At 61.0% G+C, this 21931-nt stretch carries 26 protein-coding genes; 21 read left to right on the forward strand and 5 right to left on the reverse strand.

Going from position 1 to position 21931, the window contains the following annotated elements; translation table 11 throughout:
- Positions 1-38: 38 nt before the first annotated feature.
- Positions 39-2780: an EAL domain-containing protein gene (locus tag JQ566_RS21055; protein WP_212375111.1), complete on the forward strand. Its 2742-nt coding sequence runs from the start codon at positions 39-41 to the stop codon at positions 2778-2780.
- Between the two features lie 17 nt (positions 2781-2797).
- On the opposite strand, the gene JQ566_RS21060 is transcribed toward JQ566_RS21055, so the two are convergent.
- The gene (locus JQ566_RS21060; protein ID WP_212375112.1) at positions 2798-3058 is read right to left on the reverse strand and encodes a hypothetical protein; all 261 of its coding nucleotides are present in this window, start codon (positions 3056-3058) and stop codon (positions 2798-2800) included.
- A 260-nt stretch (positions 3059-3318) separates the two neighbouring features.
- Between JQ566_RS21060 and rocF the strand changes: the two genes are divergently transcribed.
- A complete protein-coding gene (rocF, locus tag JQ566_RS21065) occupies positions 3319-4296 on the forward strand; it encodes an arginase (RefSeq protein WP_212375113.1) in 978 nt (325 codons plus the stop codon).
- A gap of 168 nt (positions 4297-4464) precedes the next feature.
- Positions 4465-4749, forward strand: a complete 285-nt coding sequence (locus tag JQ566_RS21070; RefSeq protein WP_212375114.1) for a hypothetical protein — start codon at positions 4465-4467, stop codon at positions 4747-4749.
- Positions 4750-4833: 84 nt separating this feature from the next.
- Here JQ566_RS21070 and JQ566_RS21075 read toward each other — a convergent pair whose 3' ends face one another.
- On the reverse strand, positions 4834-6120 hold the full coding sequence (locus tag JQ566_RS21075; protein ID WP_212375115.1) for an NRAMP family divalent metal transporter: 1287 nt from the start codon (positions 6118-6120) through the stop codon (positions 4834-4836).
- A gap of 231 nt (positions 6121-6351) precedes the next feature.
- Positions 6352-6537, reverse strand: coding sequence for a hypothetical protein (locus JQ566_RS21080; protein ID WP_212375116.1), 186 nt, complete (start codon positions 6535-6537; stop codon positions 6352-6354).
- 465 nt (positions 6538-7002) lie between these two features.
- Between JQ566_RS21080 and JQ566_RS21085 the strand changes: the two genes are divergently transcribed.
- On the forward strand, positions 7003-7251 hold the full coding sequence (locus tag JQ566_RS21085; protein WP_212375118.1) for a hypothetical protein: 249 nt from the start codon (positions 7003-7005) through the stop codon (positions 7249-7251).
- A gap of 27 nt (positions 7252-7278) precedes the next feature.
- Here the strand turns inward: JQ566_RS21085 and JQ566_RS21090 are convergent, their stop codons facing one another.
- A complete protein-coding gene (locus JQ566_RS21090; protein ID WP_212375120.1) occupies positions 7279-7500 on the reverse strand; it encodes a hypothetical protein in 222 nt (73 codons plus the stop codon).
- Positions 7497-7697 (reverse strand): hypothetical protein, encoded by a 201-nt coding sequence (locus JQ566_RS21095; RefSeq protein WP_212375122.1) that lies wholly within the window; start codon positions 7695-7697, stop codon positions 7497-7499. Before JQ566_RS21095 ends, JQ566_RS21090 begins: the two co-directional genes overlap by 4 nt.
- Positions 7698-8032: 335 nt before the next feature.
- Between JQ566_RS21095 and JQ566_RS21100 the strand changes: the two genes are divergently transcribed.
- From JQ566_RS21100 to JQ566_RS21180, 17 genes are all read left to right on the forward strand, one after another.
- On the forward strand, positions 8033-8197 hold the full coding sequence (locus JQ566_RS21100) for a hypothetical protein (RefSeq protein WP_212375123.1): 165 nt from the start codon (positions 8033-8035) through the stop codon (positions 8195-8197).
- A gap of 312 nt (positions 8198-8509) precedes the next feature.
- Complete coding sequence (locus JQ566_RS21105; RefSeq protein WP_212375125.1) at positions 8510-9295, forward strand: DUF4261 domain-containing protein; 786 nt, start codon at positions 8510-8512, stop codon at positions 9293-9295.
- A gap of 257 nt (positions 9296-9552) precedes the next feature.
- On the forward strand, positions 9553-10080 hold the full coding sequence (locus JQ566_RS21110) for an imm11 family protein (protein WP_249139665.1): 528 nt from the start codon (positions 9553-9555) through the stop codon (positions 10078-10080).
- A 319-nt stretch (positions 10081-10399) separates the two neighbouring features.
- Positions 10400-12004: a hypothetical protein gene (locus tag JQ566_RS21115; RefSeq protein WP_212375129.1), complete on the forward strand. Its 1605-nt coding sequence runs from the start codon at positions 10400-10402 to the stop codon at positions 12002-12004.
- Between the two features lie 565 nt (positions 12005-12569).
- The gene (locus JQ566_RS21120; protein WP_434057830.1) at positions 12570-12911 is read left to right on the forward strand and encodes a hypothetical protein; all 342 of its coding nucleotides are present in this window, start codon (positions 12570-12572) and stop codon (positions 12909-12911) included.
- Between the two features lie 584 nt (positions 12912-13495).
- Positions 13496-13768: a hypothetical protein gene (locus JQ566_RS21125; RefSeq protein WP_212375131.1), complete on the forward strand. Its 273-nt coding sequence runs from the start codon at positions 13496-13498 to the stop codon at positions 13766-13768.
- A complete protein-coding gene (locus JQ566_RS21130) occupies positions 13758-14138 on the forward strand; it encodes a hypothetical protein (protein ID WP_212375133.1) in 381 nt (126 codons plus the stop codon). The genes JQ566_RS21125 and JQ566_RS21130 overlap by 11 nt, the downstream gene beginning before the upstream one ends.
- A 354-nt stretch (positions 14139-14492) precedes the next feature.
- Entirely contained in the window at positions 14493-15464 is a 972-nt protein-coding gene (locus JQ566_RS21135) for a hypothetical protein (RefSeq protein ID WP_212375135.1), read from the forward strand.
- An 18-nt stretch (positions 15465-15482) separates the two neighbouring features.
- A complete protein-coding gene (locus JQ566_RS21140) occupies positions 15483-16769 on the forward strand; it encodes a PBSX family phage terminase large subunit (RefSeq protein WP_212375137.1) in 1287 nt (428 codons plus the stop codon).
- 114 nt (positions 16770-16883) lie between these two features.
- Positions 16884-17117 (forward strand): hypothetical protein, encoded by a 234-nt coding sequence (locus JQ566_RS21145; RefSeq protein WP_212375139.1) that lies wholly within the window; start codon positions 16884-16886, stop codon positions 17115-17117.
- 18 nt (positions 17118-17135) lie between these two features.
- On the forward strand, positions 17136-17390 hold the full coding sequence (locus JQ566_RS21150; RefSeq protein ID WP_212375141.1) for a hypothetical protein: 255 nt from the start codon (positions 17136-17138) through the stop codon (positions 17388-17390).
- A 345-nt stretch (positions 17391-17735) separates the two neighbouring features.
- Positions 17736-17951, forward strand: coding sequence for a hypothetical protein (locus JQ566_RS21155; protein ID WP_212375142.1), 216 nt, complete (start codon positions 17736-17738; stop codon positions 17949-17951).
- A gap of 22 nt (positions 17952-17973) precedes the next feature.
- Positions 17974-18282, forward strand: coding sequence for a portal protein (locus tag JQ566_RS21160; RefSeq protein ID WP_434057832.1), 309 nt, complete (start codon positions 17974-17976; stop codon positions 18280-18282).
- Between the two features lie 21 nt (positions 18283-18303).
- Positions 18304-18915: a hypothetical protein gene (locus JQ566_RS21165; RefSeq protein ID WP_212375144.1), complete on the forward strand. Its 612-nt coding sequence runs from the start codon at positions 18304-18306 to the stop codon at positions 18913-18915.
- An 18-nt stretch (positions 18916-18933) separates the two neighbouring features.
- Complete coding sequence (locus JQ566_RS21170) at positions 18934-19614, forward strand: hypothetical protein (RefSeq protein ID WP_212375146.1); 681 nt, start codon at positions 18934-18936, stop codon at positions 19612-19614.
- Between the two features lie 386 nt (positions 19615-20000).
- Entirely contained in the window at positions 20001-20576 is a 576-nt protein-coding gene (locus tag JQ566_RS21175; protein WP_212375147.1) for a portal protein, read from the forward strand.
- A gap of 321 nt (positions 20577-20897) precedes the next feature.
- Positions 20898-21719 (forward strand): Ivy family c-type lysozyme inhibitor, encoded by an 822-nt coding sequence (locus tag JQ566_RS21180; RefSeq protein WP_212375149.1) that lies wholly within the window; start codon positions 20898-20900, stop codon positions 21717-21719.
- Positions 21720-21931 lie beyond the last annotated feature (212 nt).

Raw genomic sequence — 21931 nt, forward strand, 5'->3', positions numbered from 1 at the left:
GCACTTTGCGGCATGCGCCGCCAGTGCAGGGGAGCAAAGTGAAACGCTATCGGCCGCATATTCTGGTTGTGATCGCGCTTGCGATCGTCGTGTCCACGGGATGGCATAGCTCGCTTCGCAACGCGCTCACGGACCTGCGGTTCGCCTGGCAGTCGCATGAAGCCAGCGGCAATGTCGTCGTCGTGGCCATCGACGCGCCGTCGATCGACCAGATCGGGGTCTGGCCCTGGCCGCGCCGGCTGCACGCGGCGCTGCTGCGCAGGCTCGAGGCTGCGGGAGCGCAGGACGTAGCCTTCGATGTCGATTTCAGCACGCCGTCGGATCCGGCGTCTGACGAGGCTTTCGTCAATGCGCTCCGTGATGTCGGCGGCTCGACCATCCTTCCGTCCTTCAAGCAGCCGACGCCGAATGGTGGCCCGGCTCACGTCAACCGCCCCCTCAAGTCGTTCAGCAACCAGTCGTGGCCTGCTGTCGTCAACGTCGCAGTCGAATCCGACGGGCTCGTTCGCCGCTATCCGTTCGGCGAGAAGCTCGGCGACGCCTTCATGCCTTCGATGGCGGTGGTGCTGGCGGGACAGGACGCCAATCGCCGTCGGCCATTTCTGATCGATTTCAGCATTCGTGCCGCCTCCATTCCCGCCGTCTCCTACGTTGACGTGCTGCGCGGCGACGCCGCCACTCTCGGCAAGCTGAAAGACAAGAAGGTCATCATCGGTGCTACGGCGCTCGAGCTTGGCGACCGATTCAGTGTTCCCAACGGCGGGATCATCTCAGGACCGGTCCTCCAGGCGCTGGCCGCTGAATCGATCCTCCAGAACCGGATGCTGCGCTGGACGTCCGATATCGGCATGATCCTTGGCCTGGGCGCGGTCTGCGTGCTGATGATGTATTCGTGGCGCCGCTTCGCGCCGGGAATTCGCGTCGCGATCCTCATCGCGGCCGGGTTGGGCCTCGAATTGGTTGCGACCCTGGTGCAGGCGAGATGGCCCCTCGTCATCGACACATCGCTGTTTCACATCGCCATCATTGCCTATCTGACGGCAATTGCGCTGGATGAAATCGATTTTCGTAGTCTGCTCGGACGCATTGCCGAGAGCCGCTTTCATCGCATCGCGATGTCGCTCGGCGACGGGCTCGTCTGCACCGACGAGGATCACCGGATCACGGTCTGGAATCCCGGCGCGAGCGCGATCTTCGGCTATGTGCCGGCCGAGATCATCGGTCGCCCGTTCGAAACGCTATGCGCTTTGCCGGTGGACGGCGGTGCAAGGCCGTCCATGCACGACGCCGCGCGCCAGGCGCTACTGGTCCCGGGCGGGGCTGTCGTCGTCGAGTTCGAGGGCCGGCGCAAGAACGGGGAAACCTTCCCGGTCGAGGCGAGCTTCTCGGGCTGGCAGGGAACGGACGGCTTTCAATACGGAGCGATCCTGCGCGATATCTCGGTCCGCAAACGTGAAGCTGAACGTATTCAATATCTGGCCGAACACGACGCGCTGACTGGTCTTGCCAACCGGACCATGCTGCATGTGGGGCTCACCGATCTGATCAGTGCGGCGGAGCGGCGGTCTTCCGGTGTCGCACTGCTCGTGCTCGGGCTCGACGGCTTCCAAGAGATCAACGACATGCTCGGACACTCGGCCGGAGACCTCGTGCTGCGCGCGGTCACTGAGCGTCTGCGCAGCGAAGTCGATGGTGAGGCGATCGTCGCCCGGCTCAGCGGCGACGAGTTTGCCATCGCGATCGATTGCGCGGACGTCGGCGAGCCGATCGCAGCGTTTGCCGAGCGGATTGCGCAAGCGTTCGAAGCGCCGCTCGCAACGGACACGCGGCAGCACCGCGTCCGGATCAGCGTTGGCGTCGCCGTCTTTCCGGAAGGTGGGCAGAACGCTGACGATCTCCTGAGCAACGGCCATCTGGCGCTGAGCCGTGCGAAGGCGACCCGGCGCGGCAGCCACGTGATCTTCGAAAGCGCGATCAGACAGGAGCTCGAGAACCGGCTGACGCTGGAAAGCGAGCTGGCGCTTGCCGCGGACCGCGGCGAGTTCGAACTATTTTACCAGCCGCAGGTTCGTCTGATCGACGGCAGTCTGGTCGGAGCCGAAGCGCTCATCCGTTGGCGACATCCGGTGCGCGGCTATGTCTCGCCCGGAGAGTTCATGCCGGTGGTCAACACTTCGGCCCTGTCCGAGCGGATCGCGAACTGGGTGATGGAAACCGCCTGCCGTCAGGCGCGAGCCTGGGAATTGTCCGGCAACAACGTGCGCGTCGCGGTCAACCTCTCACCCTCGCAGCTTCAATCAGGCGATCTCGCGCATTCGGTTGCAGCACTGCTCGAAGCGACGGGGCTGACGCCATCGCTTCTCGAAATCGAAGTCACCGAAGACATCCTGCTCCATGACGAACGCCGCGTGCTCGCCATGTTCAAGCGGATTCAGGAGCTCGGCGTCCGAGTCGTGTTCGATGATTTCGGTACCGGTTATGCGAGCCTGAGCTACCTCAAGAAATTTCCGCTCGACGGGCTCAAGATCGACCGGTCGTTCGTATTTGGGCTGCTCGCGAATTCCGACGATGCTGCAATCGTCGGCTCGACAATCGGCCTCAGCAGGCAGCTCGGTCTCACGGTCGTGGCTGAAGGCATCGAGAACCGTGCAACTGCCGACCTCCTGGTCAGCATGGGATGCGAGGAAGGGCAGGGATATTTCTTCGGCCGCCCGATGCCTGCCGAGGCATTCGAAAAGCAGTTCCTGGCGGCCGAGCTCGACGCTGTCAGCGCTGCCTGAGCGAGGCGGCCTCGCTTCTACCGTCGCCGCGCGACCGCCACGCCAAAGAGGAAAGCGACGAACAGGCTGGCCAGCGGCGCTTCGCGCGTGATCGCCGCGACTGTCGCGAGAGCCCCGCCAGGCTTTCGCGATTCCTCGATTGTTGAGGTCAGGCGATCGACAGCTGCGTGCAGTCCTCCGGCGACTTCACCGATCGTGCGGGAGACGTCCGCCGCCGTATCGATGGCACGCTCGGCCATGCCGGGTTGGGAAGTGGATTGCGGTATCTCCGTGCTCAAGGCGCGACCTCCGGGCCTGACGATGGAGGCCGACACCTTTGGCTATCCGCGCGAGCGCTCGTTTGAACAGCGGGTCTGATGACCTTTGGCTATCCGCGACAGGCGCCGTGATTGACGGCGGGTGCCGGCCTTGGATGGGCAATTCAGCGCGCGGGATTTTGTTCCGGATGATATGTCGACCGGGACGGACCTTCTCCGGGAAACGACGGGTGCGAATCTCTGGTAGGCTGGGTCAACCTTGCTGATGTCAGGAGACAGCCGTGACCGATCGGACCATGACGGATCGAGCCCGGTGCATCGCCTTGCTCGGCGCTCCCATCGACATGGGGGCCTCGCAGCGCGGCACCTTGATGGGCCCTGCGGCGCTGCGTACCGCCGGCCTTGCGACACTGCTCGAGAGCTTGGATTTCGAGGTCGTCGACTATGGCGATCTTTCCGCCGCCGAAGTCCCGGACCTCACCGACAGCCCGCCCGAAAAAGCCAATCACTACCGCGAAATCCAGCGCTGGACGCGCGTTCTGAGCCGCAGAGGCTATGAGATCGCGACAACCGGTGCGCTGCCGATCTTCCTCGGCGGCGATCACACACTGTCGATGGGGTCGGTCAATGCGATGTCGCGTCATTGGCAGGAACGTGGACGCGAACTCTTCGTGCTCTGGCTCGATGCCCACGCCGACTACAACACGCCCGAGACGACGATCACCGCAAACATGCACGGCATGTCAGCCGCGTTCTTGTGCGGCGAGCCCGGGCTCGACGGTCTGCTCGGCGACGATCCGCGCGCTTCGATCGACCCGGACAGGCTGGATCTGTTCGGCGCGCGCTCGATCGACAAGCTCGAAAAGGAGTTGATGCGCTTGCGTCGGATCAGGATCGTTGACATGCGCCAGATCGACGAGTTCGGCGTCGCCGTCCTGATCCGGCGCGTCATCGAGCGGGTCAAGGCGAGCAATGGCGTGCTGCATGTCAGCTTCGACGTCGATTTCCTCGACCCCTGCGTGGCGCCGGGCGTCGGCACCACGGTGCCGGGTGGTGCCACCTATCGCGAGGCGCACCTGATCATGGAGTTATTGCACGATTCCGGCGTCGTAGGATCGGTCGACATCGTCGAGCTGAATCCTTTTCTGGACGAACGTGGCCGGACCGCGCGTACTGCAGTCGAGCTGATCGGCAGCCTATTCGGCCAGCAGATCGCCGACCGGCCGACGCCGAGCAACGCAATCGCTCCGGGCGAGTGAAGCGGCGGATGGCGTTTGTACGCTGAAGGCGCAGCGGAGACGTGTTCTTGACGTGGAACTCGGTTGCAGCAGCAGGAAAGTCCCTGTTGGCTTGGAACTTGCTTGATGGAAGCGGGGAACTTGATGGGGCGCGATCGAATTAACCTGCGATAGATAGCGGATCCTTCGATGACAAGTGGTCGTTTCGCGAGCTCCATCTCCACTGCCCTCCGTCACCCCGGCGTGATCGCGCTGATCGTCGCGGGTGTGACGATTGCGGCAATGCTGATCGTCGACCACGGACCCTGGAGCCGCGCCAAGACGCAGCCGGCCCATGTTGCGATGTATGCGACCACGGGAGAAGCGGCACGGGCCGCTGGCGCCACGGTGCTCCCGACCAAAGCGAAGTCGCCGATCGAGCCAGTGCGGCCGGGGCCCAAGACGTCCCCGACCGTCAATCCCGTGACGCCGTAGCGCTCTCAGCTGCTGCGGCCGTAGTTGAGGGACCCGCCGCTCGTCTTCGGCGGATCCGCTCGCGGAGATGGTGCGCGGCTCGCGTCAGCCCATCACCGACGCGCCGAGCAAAGCGAGGACGGCCAGCGCCATCAGCGCGGTGCCGAGCCAGCCCAGCGCGATCAGCCAGGAGCGGGCCCTGAAGCGGCCCATGATCGCGCGACTAGAGACGATCAACATCATCATCGCCATGATGGGAACGGCGACGATGCCGTTGAGCACCGCGCTCCACACCAGCATGTGGATCGAGTCGATCCCGGTGAAGCCGAGGCCGAAGCCGATGAGGGTTGCCGCGGCGATGATGGTGTAGAAGCCGGCCGCTTCGTCCGGCTTGGCCTCCAGCGTGGCACGCCAGCGGAAGATCTCTGCAACGCAATAAGCGGCCGAGCCCGCCAGCACCGGGATGGCAAGCAGGCCGGTGCCGATGATGCCGATCGCAAACAGGGCGAAGGTGAAATCCCCGGCGAGCGGCCGCAACGCTTCAGCCGCTTCCGTCGCCGAACTGATGTTGGTGACGCCGTTGGCGTGCAGGACCGACGCCGTGGTGAGAATGATGAAGAAGGCGATGCCGTTGGAGAGCAGCATGCCGGAGATGGTGTCGGCCCTGATGCGCGCGAGCTCCGGGCTGCCGCCGTGCTCGAGTTGGCGGAGCGGCTTGTCACGCCCGCCCTGGTTCATCTCCTCGACCTCCTGCGAAGCCTGCCAGAAGAACAGATAGGGGCTGATCGTGGTGCCGAGCACGGCGACCACCATCAGAAGATAATCGCCGCTGACATTTGCTTTCGGCCACACCGCGGCAAGCAGCGCCGTGCTCCAGGGAATCTTGACGGTGAAGGCGGTTGCGACATAGGCGAAGAGCGCAAGGGTGAGGAATTTCAGCACGGGCGAATAGCGGCGATAAGGCAGGAACACCTGGAGCAGGGTCGAGCCGGCCGCGAAGATCAGCGCGTGTTCGTGGTTCAGGCCGCCGATGACGAGCGAGAGCGCCTCGGCCATCGCGGCGATGTCGGCGGCGATGTTGAACGTGTTCGCGGTCACGAGCATGGCGACCAGTGCCAGAACCGCCCACCGCGGCGCGACCTGCATGACGTTGGCGGCGAGCCCTTTGCCGGTGACGCGACCGATCCGCGCGCTGACGAGCTGGATCGCGATCATGAACGGCGTGGTCAGAAACACGGTCCACAGCAGACCGTAGCCGAATTGCGCGCCGGCCTGCGAATAGGTGGCGATGCCCGACGGATCGTCGTCGGCAGCTCCGGTGACGAGGCCGGGTCCCAATCGTTGCAGCAGCGTCGGCGCGGCTTTCGTCGGGGTGGCGGCGCTGTCGCTCATGGAAGGGGGCCTCGAACGGGTGCAGGTGTCGTCTTACAAATGCGGATCAGAGAACCTAAGTTCCCGTTGCCAGGCAGGCCCCAATTTCTGATAATACTAAATCAGCTTGCTCCGTCGGGCAAAACAGGTGTAGATTGCCATCATCGAGCAATTCACGACGTTACGGCCGTTCACTGGGCTTCGCGCCCGGTGGCGGATGTGGATGCCGGATGGAGGTGTTGCGCCCGCGTCCTACTTGACGCTGACGAACATGCCCCAGGCGGCGGCCAGCGCCGCGCCGGTGAAGAGGACCACCGGATTGTCGCAGAACGTGCCGCCATAGCTGCACACGTTTGCTCCGAATTGGCCGAGCTCATGACGGCTCGCGGAATAGAACAGTCCCGACAGCACCAGCAATGCAGCGGCGACGTAGTACATTGAAGATCTCTCCAGCTTGCGCCCAGACGACATGTCCCAACATGACGCGAAGAGATTTCGTTTCGCCGAATCCGCTTTGCTGCATTTAAGATAAAGTTTGATCCGTCGGGCAAAACACTGGCAAAATGACATCATAGGCGAGCCGGCGTCATGATGACCGGCGCTCGACATCAAAAAGACCCCGCATCGCGGGGCCTTTTTCGTGTCGGAGCTTGTCGGGGTTGAGCACACGCCTCGGCAGGCGCCGTGCAGATCGCCCTGATGAAACACGCCTGAAACAGTGCTGAAACCAGATCGTCCTGAACTCCCCCGGGCCGAGCCTCGACCAACGGAGCGAACAGGAGAAACAATCATGATCCAGATCGGTTCGAAGGAAGAAGTCGCGCTGTTGCTGGCGCTGTTCGGCACCCATACCCAGCCGGTGAAGCGGCCGAAGCCGAAATCGCAGCAGAGCTGAGAGAACTCATGCCTGGCTTGGCCGAATGCCAGAGCCTGTTGCGGCTCCTGATCGCCAGGGGCGACCCCAAGGCGATCCCGCTCGCCAAGGGCGCCATCGATCAGTTTCTGAACACGGCGCCGGTGAGCGCCCGTGGGCGCGGCCTGCGCGTGCTCCAGCGCGACGCACTCGACCAGCACGATGTCGCGGTTGGCGTGCAGCGCTCGTTCGCCGAGACGGTGGACGCCTATATCGAGCGCAAGCTTGCGGAGGAGTAAGGGGCGTCGCGATCGCAGGTTACACGATCATTGACGCGTCAGTGTCGGGCGGGATGGCTCGGGCGGCCGAGACTGCTCGGACTCCAGCACGGCGATCTTGCGGTCGAGCTGCCAGACCTCGACCTTGCCCAGCCGCGTGAACTGCTTCGCAAAAGCCAGCGCGGAAGAATCGGACGGAGCCTCGAACGCTTCGGCGGAGCGGAAGATGCCATTCTCGCCGACGAGATAAGCGCGATATTGCTGCGTCATGTCGGCGCCCTCAGGCCGCGCGAGCGTAGCCACGCCTCGATCTGCATGGCCGTCTCGTCCTGACGCGCCTGGCGCAGCAGCATCTCGCGGCGGTGCCCCGGCGCCAGCGTGCGCGCTTCCGCGCGGCAGCGAGCGGCCTCGTCCGCAAGTCTTTCGTGCAAGGTTCTGGTCTGTTTGAAACGACGCCGTGTCAGCATGGCGCTGCTCCGTCGTTGGAGGTCGGGCGGGAGCGCAATTGGCGTTCTCATCACCGATGAATGCCAAGGGCCTTGCGGTGATGAATTAACCTTACGCGGCTTGCGGCGGAGAGTCTGTATCATTTGGTATGCCCGCAGATTAAATTTTCTGGTGTGATTTCAGCGCTTTGAGCCACTTACTCAACTTGAGTGCATCGTGAGACCTAAGTTCACTATTGAACCAAAGCGACCTCAGGTAGTTTGCATGACATCACCGGCCAAGGCTTTAAGTCCGTAGGCGTCGGTGGCTGAGAGACCGATCGTGCTCCCGCCTGCAAAGCAAAGGGAGCACCGGGATGCGAGTCTATCGGCCGTTGCCTGCCGATCATGAGCAGGCCGAATACATGCTGCGGATCGCGCGCGAATGCCGCGAGCTGTTGAAGCAACCGCCACCCGATACGTTTCTTGGGCGCAAGACGCAGGACGTGCCTCCGAAGGAGGAGGGCAGCGACGTCGGATGACGGGTGGCGATGCGCACGTGCTTCGAATGGCGTACGCCAGACAATGTGTCATATGTGACTGAACTTTGAAGGATGCGTGGAGGTCGGCGGGCCTCAGGGCATGTTGTTCGAAGACGCGTCGGATCTCCCTCTGATCGTGCGCCGAAGATCTTAAAGGGCGCTCTCTGCCGATCACCGCTGGTCCCGCTGCGGGGGTGGCGAGACGAGCGCAGAATGTTTTATTGACATTGTTCCCGATTTGTTCTAACCTCTCAAAGGTTCAACCTCTGAGCGAGACGTGCGTCTCGCCTGAAGCGTTCGGCGGGGCAGTTCATGAGTAACTCGTTTATTACTTTTGTCTTGTTGGACAGGCCGGTCACTCCCGACATGGCCGCCGTCGCCAAGATCCTTCGCGCGCGACATCCGGATTTGATGACGGAGCCGAACGATCCTGGCGAGCGACAGATCAAAGCAAGCTCGCCGCTCCTTCGCTGCGGCAACCAGCTTGTCGCCGTCATGCCGATGCCGTCCCCGATACCGGACGATGCCAGTCTGTGGAAGCGCGCTGCCACAATATGGCCGGAGGGCAAGGCGGTGGCCGCCCGGCATCGCGGTCACCTGGTCGTCTCGGCGCTGGCAACGAACGAGAGTCCTCTCGTCGCCGCGCGCGTCACCACCGCGGTGGTCGGTGCGTTGATCGCCGCCATGCCGGAATGTTGCGGCGTGGTTTGGGATGGCCGGGTGGCGCGACCGTCCGGCCTTTGGTTGGAAGAGTCGAGCCGCTCCTTTGCACCGTTTCCCAGCTATCCCTTTACACTGTGGGTCGACATTCTTCCCTTCCAGTCGGATAGGAAGATCGGTGCGATCACTGTCGGGTTGTCGACCTTCGTGGGACGCGAGATCGAGTTCGAGACCGCCAAGCTGACGCTGTCCGAACTGATCGACAAGGTGGCCGGGCTTTCGGTCTATCTGGTCGAGCACGGCAACGTGGTGAAGGATGGCGACACGATCGGTGCAAGCAGAACCGAGCGGATCGTGGTTCAGTATCGGAATTCCGAGGTGTTCAGTGGGTTGCCCGTGTTTTCATGCACGGATGACGTCGCAGACTCCTTTCAATGACTGCTCAGAACTTGCATGCCGCGTGGTGCGCCTCGCGAGCCCATCATTGACACGTCGGGCAAAACACTGGCAGGATGGCATCATCGAAAGATTTTAAGATCGAGCCCGCGGGATTCCGCGGGCTTTATTGTGGGCCGAGCGATAGGCAAGAGCGACAAACGATGCCCGTGTCAGGTATTGGAGGGCGAAAGAAAAAGGCGTCGAAGCTCTATAAGGTCGGACGGGATTTTAGGATTAGCACGTCGGCCGGTTGGAACATGGAAAATTTCGACGCCTTGGGCGTCGGCCCCGTGCTTGATTCACCACGAGGCAAGCGGAGCTTTCCTCCGCTCTTAGAAACGCCGCGGCTGCTGATCGCCAGATCTCTCGGGCGGCCGCCGGCCGACTGGGAGCCATTTCACGACTTTTGGCTCGTGTCCGATCGGATGAAGAACGTTCTCGAAACGGTGGACAGAGAGGGGGTTGCTTTTCTGAGATGCGAAACGCGGTCGCTGAGAGGGGAAGCACCGGTATATTGGCTTTGCGATATCGTCCGTGAGCTCGATGTCATCGACGAGGAGAAGTCGAATTTTAAAGTCCTGGACGATGGGACTGATTTCAGGCGGTACAGTCTCATGGCTTCGGATTCAAGCTACGTTTTTCGCGAAGAGGTTATCGGTGCGGCTCATGTCTTCCGAGCCCGCTTTTTGAACGAAGTTATTTGTGATCAAGCAATGAAGGACGCCTGTAAAGCTGCCGGCCTGAAAGGCCTGAGATTTGGAGATGCCTATAGCAACTGGGCTTAATCCTGACCGCTTTCTTGCACTGAGCTACGTCGAAACTCTCACGAGGCTCGATGATCTATCGACGCACGCGAAATCGTCCGCGTTCGAAGGTGCTTGCGCATTGTCGGCGCGGGGGATTCTCACGATCTTCGTGATGTAGCCCAAACCACTGCTGTCCCGAACTCTTCAGCCGACGCGGACGGCGGCGGCAGCTTCCTGCCACACGATTCCGGGCCCGCCTCCACCGATACGACCGCAAATACAGAGGCCGGCGTTCCTCGCTGGCCCTCCAACCAACATTCAAACCAGAAACGCCGGCTGCAATTCAGGAGCAGCTCGGATGCTTGCGCACGGCAGGAGCCGTAATTTCATGTTTCATAATCACCATATTCTACTTCAGCATCTCGCTGACCACCGGGTTATCCGCCTCTTACGTGGGCGGTTCGAAGTTGACGCAATTAGAAATCGTATGAATTTGCCCTCCAGGCAGGGGGTGGCAACCGATCTGAGTGCGAGCCCCCATACTGGTGGCCATCTGGGGGAGTATCTTCGGGGGTTCGGCGGCTATCTAAGGGAGGTAGAAAAATCTCCGAGGTACGCGGCGGCTCTCGCGGGTGACGCGCGTGAGCTTGATGAACTGGTTTCGGACGTGAACGCACTTGTGGCGGCTGCCAAGTACGCGCTGGCGAACGGTCATCTTTTTGCCAACACCCCTAAGGGGATGATGCCCGAAAACGCAAATGCGGTGAACAAGCAATGGTTCGAAAACTGGAGAAAATATGCCGCCGATAATCAGACGCAGATCCAGCAGATGCAGGAGACAGTGGATCAATATCTCGCCGCTGGTCACCCGGATGCGGCCTTGGCTTTTCCACTTCTCTCACCGACCAGCGGTCTCAGCATGGCAGAGAGGATCGAGATCCTGAAGCGTTTCCCGAAAGGCTCTCCGATCTCGCTGCAATTCACCAACGTTGGACCTGTCCCTAACCTGCCCGGTCTCGTTCCGCCGTTCGTCAATACTCGTTTGCCAGGCTTTATTCCTCCTTCGCTTGAGGGATTGAACGAACCGGAAGGATTTACGCCTGGCAATCCGCTTCTCACGTATGGATTGCCGGGATTCCCGGCGACCAATCCTCAAGGCTTTGGACAACTACCTCCTACTACTGGGGTGGCCGAGAATCCTTTAGTGCTCAAGTTTGACCCAGCAACCGGTTGGCCCCTTCCATTCTCCGAACGCTCACCGATATTGGACCCCGGCGCTCCGTCTCATGCAACGCCGCCCGCTGGCCTCTACATGGGAGCAGGACTTGCCGCAGCTGCGGTGTTGGCGCCACAATTCTTGCCGCTCTGGGCTCGGATAGGGGTTGCTGGGCTAGCTGCTAGCGCACCGACGCTAGCAACTGCTGGGACTGGCGACGGAGGAGTGTTCTCCACCGGAGCACCCAGATATGATCCATTCAATCGCGATCAGACGAGCAGCTATGTTGGCGGCTTAGATGCGGGCCCTTGGTCGAACGAAGATGCCAAAACGATCGCAACGCCCTTAGTGATGGACCACCGCGGAGATCAGGACGAGACCTCTGAGGGACCGGCTCGGCAGCCGCAAGCGCTTCAATCAGGAGTCTCGCGCTTAAGCGGATCAGTCGCGCCCGAAGATGTCCGGCGTCTCGCCCGTGTGAATGAGGCGAACGCGGGCAGCGTGTTCACGACGGGCAGTGCGCCAGTCCCGTATCTGCCGTCTACCGAATTCGACGAGCGGTTTGGCAGTTGGACGGCCGCTGGCGGCCAACAGCCGCAACCGAGCAAGCCGATCAGCGTGTTTGCGGACGAGCCGAGTTACCTCATTCCTCCACCCATCTTCGGAGTGGACGGCCCCGGCAATCCGCACAATGACGGTGAGGAATGGTTCTCGCGCTGGATACGGCCTTTGCTTCGGCCGGAATAAAGTTCGTGGCGGAGCGAGAACAGTCATTTGACACGTCGGGCAAAACACTGGCAGAATGGCATCATCGAAAGAGTTTGGTTCGGCCCGCGCGGCGTAATCCGCGGCGGGCTTTTTCATGTCACGCTTCGCGTGACGACAATCGCATTCAACACAGGGTTTGACACGTCGGGCAAAACACCGGCAGAATGACATCATCGAGACGAGTTTGGTTCGCCCGCGCGGAGACATCCGCCGCGGGTTTTTTCGTCTCGGTTACGAGATCGGACGGCGGCGGCGCATTACGGCCACGCACTCGCTTGATACGCGTTCATGGAGCGCCGATCGGCGCGCCGTCGTCCGAACCATTGCTGGCCGTGCACGCGCGAACGTGTCGGCCCGCGGCGCCGGGCTTGTTGCCCGCGCCGCTGCGGTCTCCGGGACCGGAGATAGGGTTCGCGCCCGAAACGATCGCGCCTCGTTGTGCGATCTGCCGCGCATTTTCTTCACAAGGAGAGAAGATGACCGCTTACCTGATATCGCTCGCCGTCGCGGGCCTCGTTGCCATCGTGCTGTGGGAGACGTTCTCGTGAGCGAGGACATCATCGAATGTGAGCCCGAGCGTGCACCAGTCCGCTTGCCCACGCGAGGGAAGACGTCGCGGGCGCGCACCCTGACCGAGATCCGCTCGCTTGCGCGCAGCCACAGCAGGACGGCCATCAGGGTGCTCGTCGGCATCATGCGCAGCGAGGACGCGACGCCGGCGGCGCGCGTCTCGGCCGCCAATGCGATCCTCGATCGCGGTTGGGGCAAGGCCGCCCAACCGGTGGAGAACGGCGAGGACGTGGCGCTGGAATTGATTGACCGGATCGAGCGCATCATCGTGCATCCGCGGAGCTCAAACAGCGGTGACGCCGTTCACGACGCTTGAGACAGCGGAGATCCCGATGTGCAATTGCGCCTCGATTGATCGTTGACCCGTCGGGCAAAACACTGGCAGAATGGCATCATCGAGAGAGGTTGGTGTTGCCCCGCGCGGACGCAATCCGGCGCGGGTTTTCGTCTTGATGCCTTCGGCAAATTGCTGGTCCGCTGCGGCGGCGAGGTACGGAGTGTCAGCCGAAGCGATCGCTGGCGGTTCGACCCAAGAGCTATGATACGGCCAGATCAGCTCTTCTTCTTGGAGTCGCTATACATCCGTTGCATCTCGTCCGGACAATAGGCCATGGGACCTCCGGGACGCCGAAATTTGCCGTCCTGGGTCTCGCGCACAAAGATCGTCTTCTCGTCGATCTTCTTCAGGAGAAAGACCTCCTTGTAGGAACGTTCTCCTCGGCGCGGGTTTTTCGTTTGTGACTTCGGCTCATTCCTGGTCTGCTTGCCGGCTCGGCTTGGGCACAGCACGTGGTCGCTGCAAGAACGGCGTCATTCATGAAATTCTGCACATTTGCGACCTTGAATTGTCGAAATCGTTTCTGATTCAATGAGGCCGTCCGACTTTTGAGGGGGCGCCCAATGTGGACGAAGGAGAACCGCGGTCACTGCGACCGCGGCCGACTGCACTATCCCAGCGATTTGACAATTGAGGAATGGACCTTGGTTGAGCCGCTGATTGCGCCGGCCACGGGCGGCGGCGGCAAGCGCACGGTCGATGCACGCAAGGTGGCTAACGGCCTGATGGGTGTGCGGATCACCGGTTGGCGCGTTGACAAAGCCACGATAGTTCCCTGTTCGGACAGCGCCGTCGCTTCTTACGATCAGTCAGCGGAGATGAGTCATGGACGTTGATCAATTCTTAGAAGCGATTCCTGCGACTAACAACGTCTCGACGGTCGCTTCTATCCTATGCGTACTTCCAACATACTTTCTTCGTCTTGAGCCTGCGACTTATAGGCTCGTCCTATCCGTAGGCATTGTTTTCGGACTCTCGATATTGGCATTCGCAATGACAACGGTCATCTGGCCGTTTGCGCCTCATTTTGACCGGTTCATTACAGTCTTCAGGTTCGTTGTTTTTTCGCCGTTCGTCATTGTGCTCATCGCGATACTTGCCTGCATCAAGCGCATAACCCGCGTTGGCTTATGGAGCACGGTTGTTCTGGCTTGCGTCATCCTCGATTGGGCCGGAATCGCCTTGTTTATGTTGGCTCTTTCGTAGTGCCGCCTCGGGTGACCTTAAATCTCATACCTAACGAAAGGATCAAGAGACCGCCATGCCCAGCAAGCTTCCGTCCTACACTCGAGACAAATTGGCTCTGGTCGGAAAGATGACGTCTCAGATCGCTGCTGCGGCGGCGAGGTACGGAGTACCCCCGAAGCGATCGCTGGCGCTTTGGCTCAAGAGCTATCTGACCAGACAACCTCCCTGACGAATTACGGAAAGAGGGTCGGCTCTGCGGCTGACGCGAATTCATTTCTTGCCTTGATGTTCCTCGCGGGGATGGCCAGGAATCCATTTCACCCCACGCAAGGTGCCTCGGATAGTATTCTGGATTGGTACGATCCGAATGCGATGACGGTCGGACAGGATCTTGAAAAAAAGCTCAGAAATCCTCTGCTCGTCGACTACGGCCCTGCTGGAATGAAATTCCAGAACGCCATTCGGGCAATTCTCAATAATCCGGATGATCCCGCCTTCGTGCCATATGTGAAGGATCTATACTCGGCCGGTGTCGCTTTGCAGAAGGGCAGCGACCAAGCTCTCATGGCGTCAACCATCGGCGCATATTTGCGTGAGGGCGTCCGAAATTATCAATCCAACATGAGCGTTAATGGCGATCTGACGACCGGGAGCGACGCCTGGAAACGTTTGGATCCATCGACCCGAAATGCATTGCTTGTTCAATTCTACAAGCAAGGACCGACACCGAAGCTCGCGCTGAAAAACGCAATGATCGCAGCGCAGAACGGCGTCCCCTATGTTCCCCGAGTAGGTGTGGACGGCGCCGGTGCAACATATCTGGCAAACGAAGCTGCGATCGTTCGAGCGTTGGCTGATGGGCCAGCCAGCTTTCCCGACCGCTGGAATGCGATCAACGACAGCGCGGGACTTGACTACCAGCGGTCTGTCAGGAATTCCGCAGATAGGATCACGAATCCCGCGCCTCGTGCTGGTGTGCAGCCATCAGTCGATCTCAACCCGGGTCCGCCCGCGTACATTCCGGAGTATCTGCGGTATCTGCAAGACGCGGATCGCGTGCCTCGAACCCGTCCCGAAGACGTGCGGATTCTGAGAAGGATGCCCGCCGGGGAATCGGATCGATCCGTCTTCAATTCGAGCGACGGCGCGCCGGTGCCTTTTGTCTCCCCCGACGAGTCGTTTCCGCTCTCGCCACAGAGCGACTTCGAGAGACGATTCGGATCGTGGCCGTCACCTGCCGGCGGCGTCCTTGCCGGTGTTTATCAAGCCCCTCAAAGCCCATCCGCTTCACCAGACACCGAAGACTGGTCCGCGATGTGGCGCAGGCGCACCGGCCAGCCCTAGGGCAAGCGAGCGCATCCATTGTCCATCCTGAAAATTCCGACGGCCAAGATCTTCGAGCCGCTGCTGAAACCCGCGCGCTACAAGGGCGTTTACGGCGGACGCGGCTCGGGGAAATCGCATTTCTTCGGCGAGCTGCTGGTCGAGACCTGCCAGGCCGAGCGTGGCACGCTCGCGGTCTGCATCCGCGAGGCGCAGCGGACGCTGGCGCAATCGTCGAAGCGTTTGATCGAAGGCAAGATCGCAAGTCTCGGGCTCGGCCACGGCTTCAAGCTGTTCAGCGACAAGATCGAGGCGCCCGGGGATGGGCTGATCATCTTCCGCGGGCTTCAGGATCACACGGCCGACTCGATCAAATCCCTGGAAGGGTTTCGCATCGCCTGGATCGACGAGGCGCAATCCTTGAGCGCGCGCAGCCTTGCCCTGCTGCGGCCGACGATCCGCGCAAAGGACTCCGAATTGTGGGCGAGCTGGAATCCGCGTCGCAAGAGCGATGCGATCGATGATTTTTTGCGTGGCCGCCGGCCGGACGGGGCCGTCGTCGTGAAGGCGAACTGGCGCGACAATCCCTGGTTTCCGGATGTGCTCGAGGAGGAGCGGTTGCTCGACCAGATACTCTATCCGGAGCGCTACGATCACATCTGGGAAGGCGAGTATGCACGTGCCTTCGAGGGCGCCTATTTTGCCTCGCTGCTCTCGGAAGCGCGCGCGCAGGGGCGGATCGGGAGAGTTGCCGCGGATCCGCTGCTGCCGCTGCGTGCCTTCATCGACATCGGTGGCGCGGGCGCCGCGGCGGATGCCTTCACGATCTGGATGGTGCAATGGGTCGGCAGCGAAATTCGCGTTCTCGACTACTACGAGAGCGTCGGCCAGGTGCTGGCATTTCACGTCAACTGGCTGCGCGCACGGGGCTATGACAATGCGATCCTCTATTTGCCGCATGACGGCATTGCCGCCAACAACATCACCGGCAAGCGCTATGAGGATCATCTGCGCGAGGCCGGTTTCGCGGTGGAGCCGCCGGTGAAGAACCAGGGGCCGGGCGCGGCAATGATGCGGATCGAAGCGCTGCGGCGGCTCGGCCCCCAGCTCTGGTTCAATGCGGAGACGACGGAGCCCGGCCGCGAAGCGCTCGGCTTCTATCACGAGCGCAAGGACGAGACGCGCAACATCGGCCTCGGCCCCGAGCACGACTGGTCGAGCCACGCCGCGGATGCGTTGGGCTTGATGGCGATCTGCTACGAGCAGCCGGGCAGGGTGGCCGCTTTCAACCGGCCGATCCGTTATGCCGAGCAGGGCTGGGTTTGAACGAGATGTGCGTTCAGCCTGAAGCCGCGGAGTTGACGATGTTCCTGTTATGTTCTAAGATGGAAGAACTCAACCGTTGCGTGAGTTCTGCGGTGTAGGCGTTTGGAGTTGGGAATGCTGGTTGCTGATCGGGTATGCGGTGGCGGCGAGCTGCTTTGCCGTTCCTTTCATTCAGCTGGATTCATGTCGAGCCATTCGCTTCGCCACCGTCACCCCGCGGCCGTGTTGCCGTCGCGACGCGGATGGTCGCACCGAATCGAGACGGGGCGCTGCGGGCTGGATCGGATCGCGATGTGCTTCCTGGCGCTGCTCGGGATTGCGGCCGTTCTTCACGGCATGTCGTTCTGACGACGGAAAGTTCGGCAAATGGAATACCTGCTGTACTGGCTCTTCTTTGAATTCATCGGGTGTTCGATCGCGCGAGTTGTCATTCCCGCGCTCTCATTTGGTCGGGTCTATGTGCATTCACCGAGTGTCGCTCCAGAGCGCTTCAACTGGCTCGGCTATCGCCGTGACGGCGCCGGTCGAGTGGTGATCGCGCGAGACGTTGCCGGTTTCATCGGTTTCATGATCATGGTCGTTGTATTTCTCGCCATCATCTTTGGCGCCCAACCATTCTGACACCGATCCCGCATTCGAAGGTGCTCGCAAAGGACCTTGACTACCGACAGGAGGCTGTATCGCGCCTCCGGCTTAACTTTGGAGATGACCATGTGGAATTATTTGGCGAGGGCAGGGATGACCGCTGCGGGACTTCGCTTCATCAGGGAGACGACCCGCAAGAGGTTTACGTCGAGCGCATCAAGAAGGATTTTCGAATCCCCGACTATTACGATGCCTGGCAGCTCTAAAATTCAAACCCCGCCTATTGGGCACGTTACTACAGTCCGCCGTCGAACTCGGTCGACGCAAAGGATGAACTGGTTCGCGACTCTGCGGCACAGGCTGGCGTTCCGAGCCGCAGGAATGTCTTTGAGTACGGTTATCCGGAGCCTGATTCCAGCTTCAGGCCTGCAGGCGGCCCCCCACCTGATCGAGCGTCTGGTGGTGATCCATCATTTGCCGGCCGCTTTGGCAATTGGACCACGTCTCGGGCCGGCACCGCGCCCGCTGCTGGCGAAGCTGATGACCCAGCGGCGAGAGCTGCAGGCTCCGTTCGCCTCGCCGATATCCGTCGTTTGACCCGGCTGCCTCCGACATAGCGCTGACGCAAGGCGGGGACAGTGTCGGGCCGGAAGACGTCGCCGCCGCGCAACAGGAGACGGATTACGTCAATCACGCCTTCATGCAGCAGAACGGCGGTTTCATGGCGCTCTATTCCTTCATCAAGGACGCGCTGCTGTCGAAGGCCGGCATCGTCAAGGTCTGGTGGGAGGAGCGGGAGGAGGAAAGTCGCGAGACCTATTACGATCTCACCGAGGACCAGTTCGCGCTGCTTGCTCAGGATGTCGCAGAATCGAACGGCGCGATGAAGATCGTCGCGCACAGCCTCGGTCGAAACCAACGCCTTTGAAGCAGAATTCACCTGGAGGATATGACGGTCATGAATGTACGAGGCATCTTGAGGCCGGCGGTGGGCATCTTCGTCGCCTTGTTTTGCTTCTCCACGAAGCCCTGCGTGGCTCAGGAGGAGATCAAGCTGACGAAGTCGATCACCATGCTGCCTGATCGACCGTCGGGCATCGCGATGGTCACCAAGTTCTGGAATCCGGAGGTCTTTCATAATTACTACTTCGTGCTGACCTTCCTCACTCCTGGTTCGCAACGCGGGTATTTCGACCGCGTGTTGGCATTTGAAGCTGCGGAGCCGGTCGAATTCAGGATCTGGGAAGGCGGAGATTGCAGCTTTGTCCAGACAATCGTGTTCCGTGTTCGATCAAAAAACGAGCCCAAGCTCGTTGTGGGCAGAGCCGCACGGACAGGGGAGTCGATCGTCAACGGGCAGGTGGTGAAGTCTTTGTCCGATCCAAGCGAGCAACGCATCCAGATCTTCGTTCCGAAGGAGGATGAGCTCGTCACGAATGTGCTCCTCTCAGCCGTGGCTGAGACCGTCACCAAGCAGAAGCTGTGCGAGGCCGAAGAGGTCCGGCAAGCGATCCGAGCCTTCGTGCGCGAGCAGATGGCGATGCTCACGTCGCAGCAATGAACTCTCTAGAGGTTTCGAATGACGAAGGCGGTATCAGCATCTCAAAACGGACTTACTCGGGTCTATACAAACGACGACGGTTCGGTCACGATTTTGCATGGTGGGGGCAGGAATTGGCGCAATAACAATCCCGGCAATATTAAGTACGGCAACAACGCCAAGGCGGCCGGAGCGATAGGACAGGACAATGAGGGCTTTGCGATCTTTCCCGACTATCAATCCGGCCTTCAGGGAATGCTGAATGTTCTCAAGAAGAAATACGGCAATTTCACCATCGGTCAGGCGATGCAACGCTATGCACCGCCGAGTGAAAACGACACCGACCGGTATACGGTATTTCTGAAAGAGAGAGTTGGCGTTCCTGACGGGACCTTGATCAAGGACCTGACACCCGACGAACTCAGCCGTCTTGTGAGCGGCATCCCCATCTACGAAGGATGGCGTGCTGGCACGATCACTGGCGCGGGCGCCAATATGAGAGGGCCAGCATCGCCGGCCATTGCGCAACGCGCCGCGAGGCACGCCAATTCATTTGAAAACGGGGTAAGGCCGTCCCTTACTTGGCGCAGACGCAGACCGTCGAGCCGGCATTTGACGCGACGAGTTGGCTGCGGCGTCTCGCTTCGCCCAACGTGCTGTCGCCGGACGCGGCCGTCGCATTGCCGGAGTGCCAAGCGCCGCGCCGCTTCCCTTTGTTGACGGAACGATGCGGGCTCAACAGGTGCTCGACAATGCGCTTCCCGCGCCAGGAGCCGCGCCCTGGGACCTTGCCGATCGCTTCGGACATTGGAGCGGGCTCGGTGGGGTATTGGGGCCGGCGAGCGCAAGCTATGCCTCCCTCCAGGGGGGATACGACACGCCGTCGCCTCCCGCCGCAAGCGCGCCGGCTCCGAACGCGCCCGAAGAGACCATCGTCGATGCGCCCGCCGTCCGTCGCAGCGATATTCGCCGGTTGACCCGGCGCGATGTTTCGAACGAGGCGGACGTGTTTGAGTCAGGCGCCCCGGCGGTGCCGTATCTGTCATACAGGTGAAGTCTAGCCAGCGGGCTATTGCGGTGAACGAGTTCTGACCAAAGGGTGTTTCATGGCAAAGATGTCGATTTCCGAAGTGAAGGCGATGCTCGCCTCCGAGAAAGCCAATGCGCTCGCCGCCATGTCGGCCGCGCGGCTCGCCGAGGAGCGGGCGGATGCGATGGACTATTACCTCGGCGACATGCGCAAGGACATGCCGGCGCAGGACGGCCGCTCACGCGCCGTGTCGACCGACGTCGCCGACACCATCGAGGGCCTGATGCCATCGCTGATGGACATCTTCGCCGGATCCGACGAGGTCGTGCGTTTCGAGCCGGTCGGCCCGGAGGACGTGGCTGCCGCGCAGCAGGAGACGGACTATGTCAACCACGTCTTCATGCAGCAGAACGGCGGCTTCATGGTGCTCTATTCCTTCATCAAGGACGCGCTGCTGTCGAAAGCCGGCATCGTCAAGGTCTGGTGGGAGGAGCGGGAGGAGGAAAGCCGCGAGACGTATTACGATCTCACCGACGACCAGTTCGCACTGCTCGCCCAGGATGCCGCGGAATCGAACGGCGCGATGAAGATCGTCGCGCACACGGTGCATGGCGGGACTGATCAGCGAGATACATCGCAGGCGGCGTCTTAGGGTTCACAGAGCCTGCTAATCCAGGGAGCGCCTGGCGTTTGCCTCTGAACCTGCGATCCGAACGTTGTCAACAATCGATGGAATCAAGGATGCCCGAAGACAAATATGCCGGCTATGGAAACGAAGCGGAGGACTGGGTCGCGCGCTGGATCCAACCGCTCCTGCGGCAGGAGTGAGTGGGGCGCAAATGGCGATCTTTGTGTTGCACCGCAGGCGGTTGCCGCGCTTCGTGCACTAGCCGCCCAGATGAGGTCGTGGTTGGAAGTGTATCGCGACCTATGATAGTGAGTTTACATGCGGTGGGCACTCAAGAGAGTAAGCATGCGACGGCAGTTTCGTTGGACCGCGATGGCGGCAGCGCTGGTGACGATGTGCATTGCCTGTTCGCCTGCGATGGCGATCGGCTATCTGTCTGGAGTTCTGAACAAGCCAGCTTATGTGGAGGCGCTGACGAAGTTGCTCGACGCCGCACCGAGCTGGACGCGGGAAATTCTCAAGAGGAACGGCGCTTATGTGAGTAGCGTGCGCACCACCGAGGACATTGCCGGAACCGGCTATGAGATGTTTAACATGTGTGTGCCTAGACCAACGTGCGACGACACCACAATTGTCGTCATGTTTGCGCCGAACGGCATGCAGGCGTGGGCCGGTCTGCGCGAAAAAGGGGGTGTGTCCTACCTCGGAGCTCCGAACGATGCGCAGCAGGCGGTGCTGAAACGAGCGCTCTATGTTCCCAAGCCTGCGCCGAAGGTCACCAGTCCTTATCTATTCGACGTGCTCAAGAAGCCGGCCTATGCACGATCATCGAAAAGTCTGCTCGATCACGCCGGCAAGCTGCCGAACTGGACCCGGGACGTTCTCGCCGGGAATGAAGTGTCTTACAATAGCAGCCCCGCCGAGCCGGCAGCCATCCATGGGACCACCTACGAGGTGTTCACCGTCTGCGTTAAGGAATATAGTTGCACCAACACCAAGCTGGTCGTCATGTTCGCGCCGAACGGCGCCCAGGTATGGGGTGTGGTCGTCCATGAAAGCGTCATGTCTTATCTCGGCGAACCGAGCGACGCGCAGCTGGCTGTGATGATGGGCGCACTTGAGGCACATGATGCCAAGTGGGGGGACCCCCGGTGGCAAGTGAAGTAAACCGGCCGCGGCGAATGATGACCGTCGGGAAGCGGCGCGTCTCGTTCTGGATTGATCGCTCCGTCGTCACCTGATGGTTGCCCAATGCTGACATGATTGCGACGTCGTGGGCGCGGGATGCCTGGGCGTTCGCGCCGATTGCGTACCAAACACGTGCAAACTTTGGAGTGAACAGCGGTCCTCGCGGGCCGCTGTTCTCATTTGTGGAGGCG

Origin of the sequence: Bradyrhizobium sp. SZCCT0231 (assembly GCF_018130245.1) — a bacterium.
Lineage (GTDB): Bacteria > Pseudomonadota > Alphaproteobacteria > Rhizobiales > Xanthobacteraceae > Bradyrhizobium > Bradyrhizobium japonicum_F.

Coding starts and splice junctions, on each gene's coding strand:
- JQ566_RS21110 (WP_249139665.1), top strand. CDS start 9,553: ATGGAAAATTTCGACGCCTTGGGCGTCGGCCCCGTGCTTGATTCACCA.
- JQ566_RS21075 (WP_212375115.1), bottom strand. CDS start 6,120: ATGAGCGACAGCGCCGCCACCCCGACGAAAGCCGCGCCGACGCTGCTG.
- JQ566_RS21070 (WP_212375114.1), top strand. CDS start 4,465: ATGACAAGTGGTCGTTTCGCGAGCTCCATCTCCACTGCCCTCCGTCAC.
- JQ566_RS21105 (WP_212375125.1), top strand. CDS start 8,510: ATGAGTAACTCGTTTATTACTTTTGTCTTGTTGGACAGGCCGGTCACT.
- JQ566_RS21135 (WP_212375135.1), top strand. CDS start 14,493: ATGACGGTCGGACAGGATCTTGAAAAAAAGCTCAGAAATCCTCTGCTC.
- JQ566_RS21150 (WP_212375141.1), top strand. CDS start 17,136: ATGGAATACCTGCTGTACTGGCTCTTCTTTGAATTCATCGGGTGTTCG.
- JQ566_RS21115 (WP_212375129.1), top strand. CDS start 10,400: ATGCTTGCGCACGGCAGGAGCCGTAATTTCATGTTTCATAATCACCAT.
- JQ566_RS21090 (WP_212375120.1), bottom strand. CDS start 7,500: ATGACGCAGCAATATCGCGCTTATCTCGTCGGCGAGAATGGCATCTTC.
- JQ566_RS21180 (WP_212375149.1), top strand. CDS start 20,898: ATGCGACGGCAGTTTCGTTGGACCGCGATGGCGGCAGCGCTGGTGACG.
- JQ566_RS21095 (WP_212375122.1), bottom strand. CDS start 7,697: ATGCTGACACGGCGTCGTTTCAAACAGACCAGAACCTTGCACGAAAGA.
- JQ566_RS21080 (WP_212375116.1), bottom strand. CDS start 6,537: ATGTACTACGTCGCCGCTGCATTGCTGGTGCTGTCGGGACTGTTCTAT.
- JQ566_RS21100 (WP_212375123.1), top strand. CDS start 8,033: ATGCGAGTCTATCGGCCGTTGCCTGCCGATCATGAGCAGGCCGAATAC.
- JQ566_RS21130 (WP_212375133.1), top strand. CDS start 13,758: ATGGACGTTGATCAATTCTTAGAAGCGATTCCTGCGACTAACAACGTC.
- JQ566_RS21175 (WP_212375147.1), top strand. CDS start 20,001: ATGGCAAAGATGTCGATTTCCGAAGTGAAGGCGATGCTCGCCTCCGAG.
- JQ566_RS21085 (WP_212375118.1), top strand. CDS start 7,003: ATGCCTGGCTTGGCCGAATGCCAGAGCCTGTTGCGGCTCCTGATCGCC.
- JQ566_RS21155 (WP_212375142.1), top strand. CDS start 17,736: ATGTCTTTGAGTACGGTTATCCGGAGCCTGATTCCAGCTTCAGGCCTG.
- JQ566_RS21145 (WP_212375139.1), top strand. CDS start 16,884: ATGCTGGTTGCTGATCGGGTATGCGGTGGCGGCGAGCTGCTTTGCCGT.
- JQ566_RS21170 (WP_212375146.1), top strand. CDS start 18,934: ATGACGAAGGCGGTATCAGCATCTCAAAACGGACTTACTCGGGTCTAT.
- JQ566_RS21125 (WP_212375131.1), top strand. CDS start 13,496: ATGTGGACGAAGGAGAACCGCGGTCACTGCGACCGCGGCCGACTGCAC.
- JQ566_RS21165 (WP_212375144.1), top strand. CDS start 18,304: ATGACGGTCATGAATGTACGAGGCATCTTGAGGCCGGCGGTGGGCATC.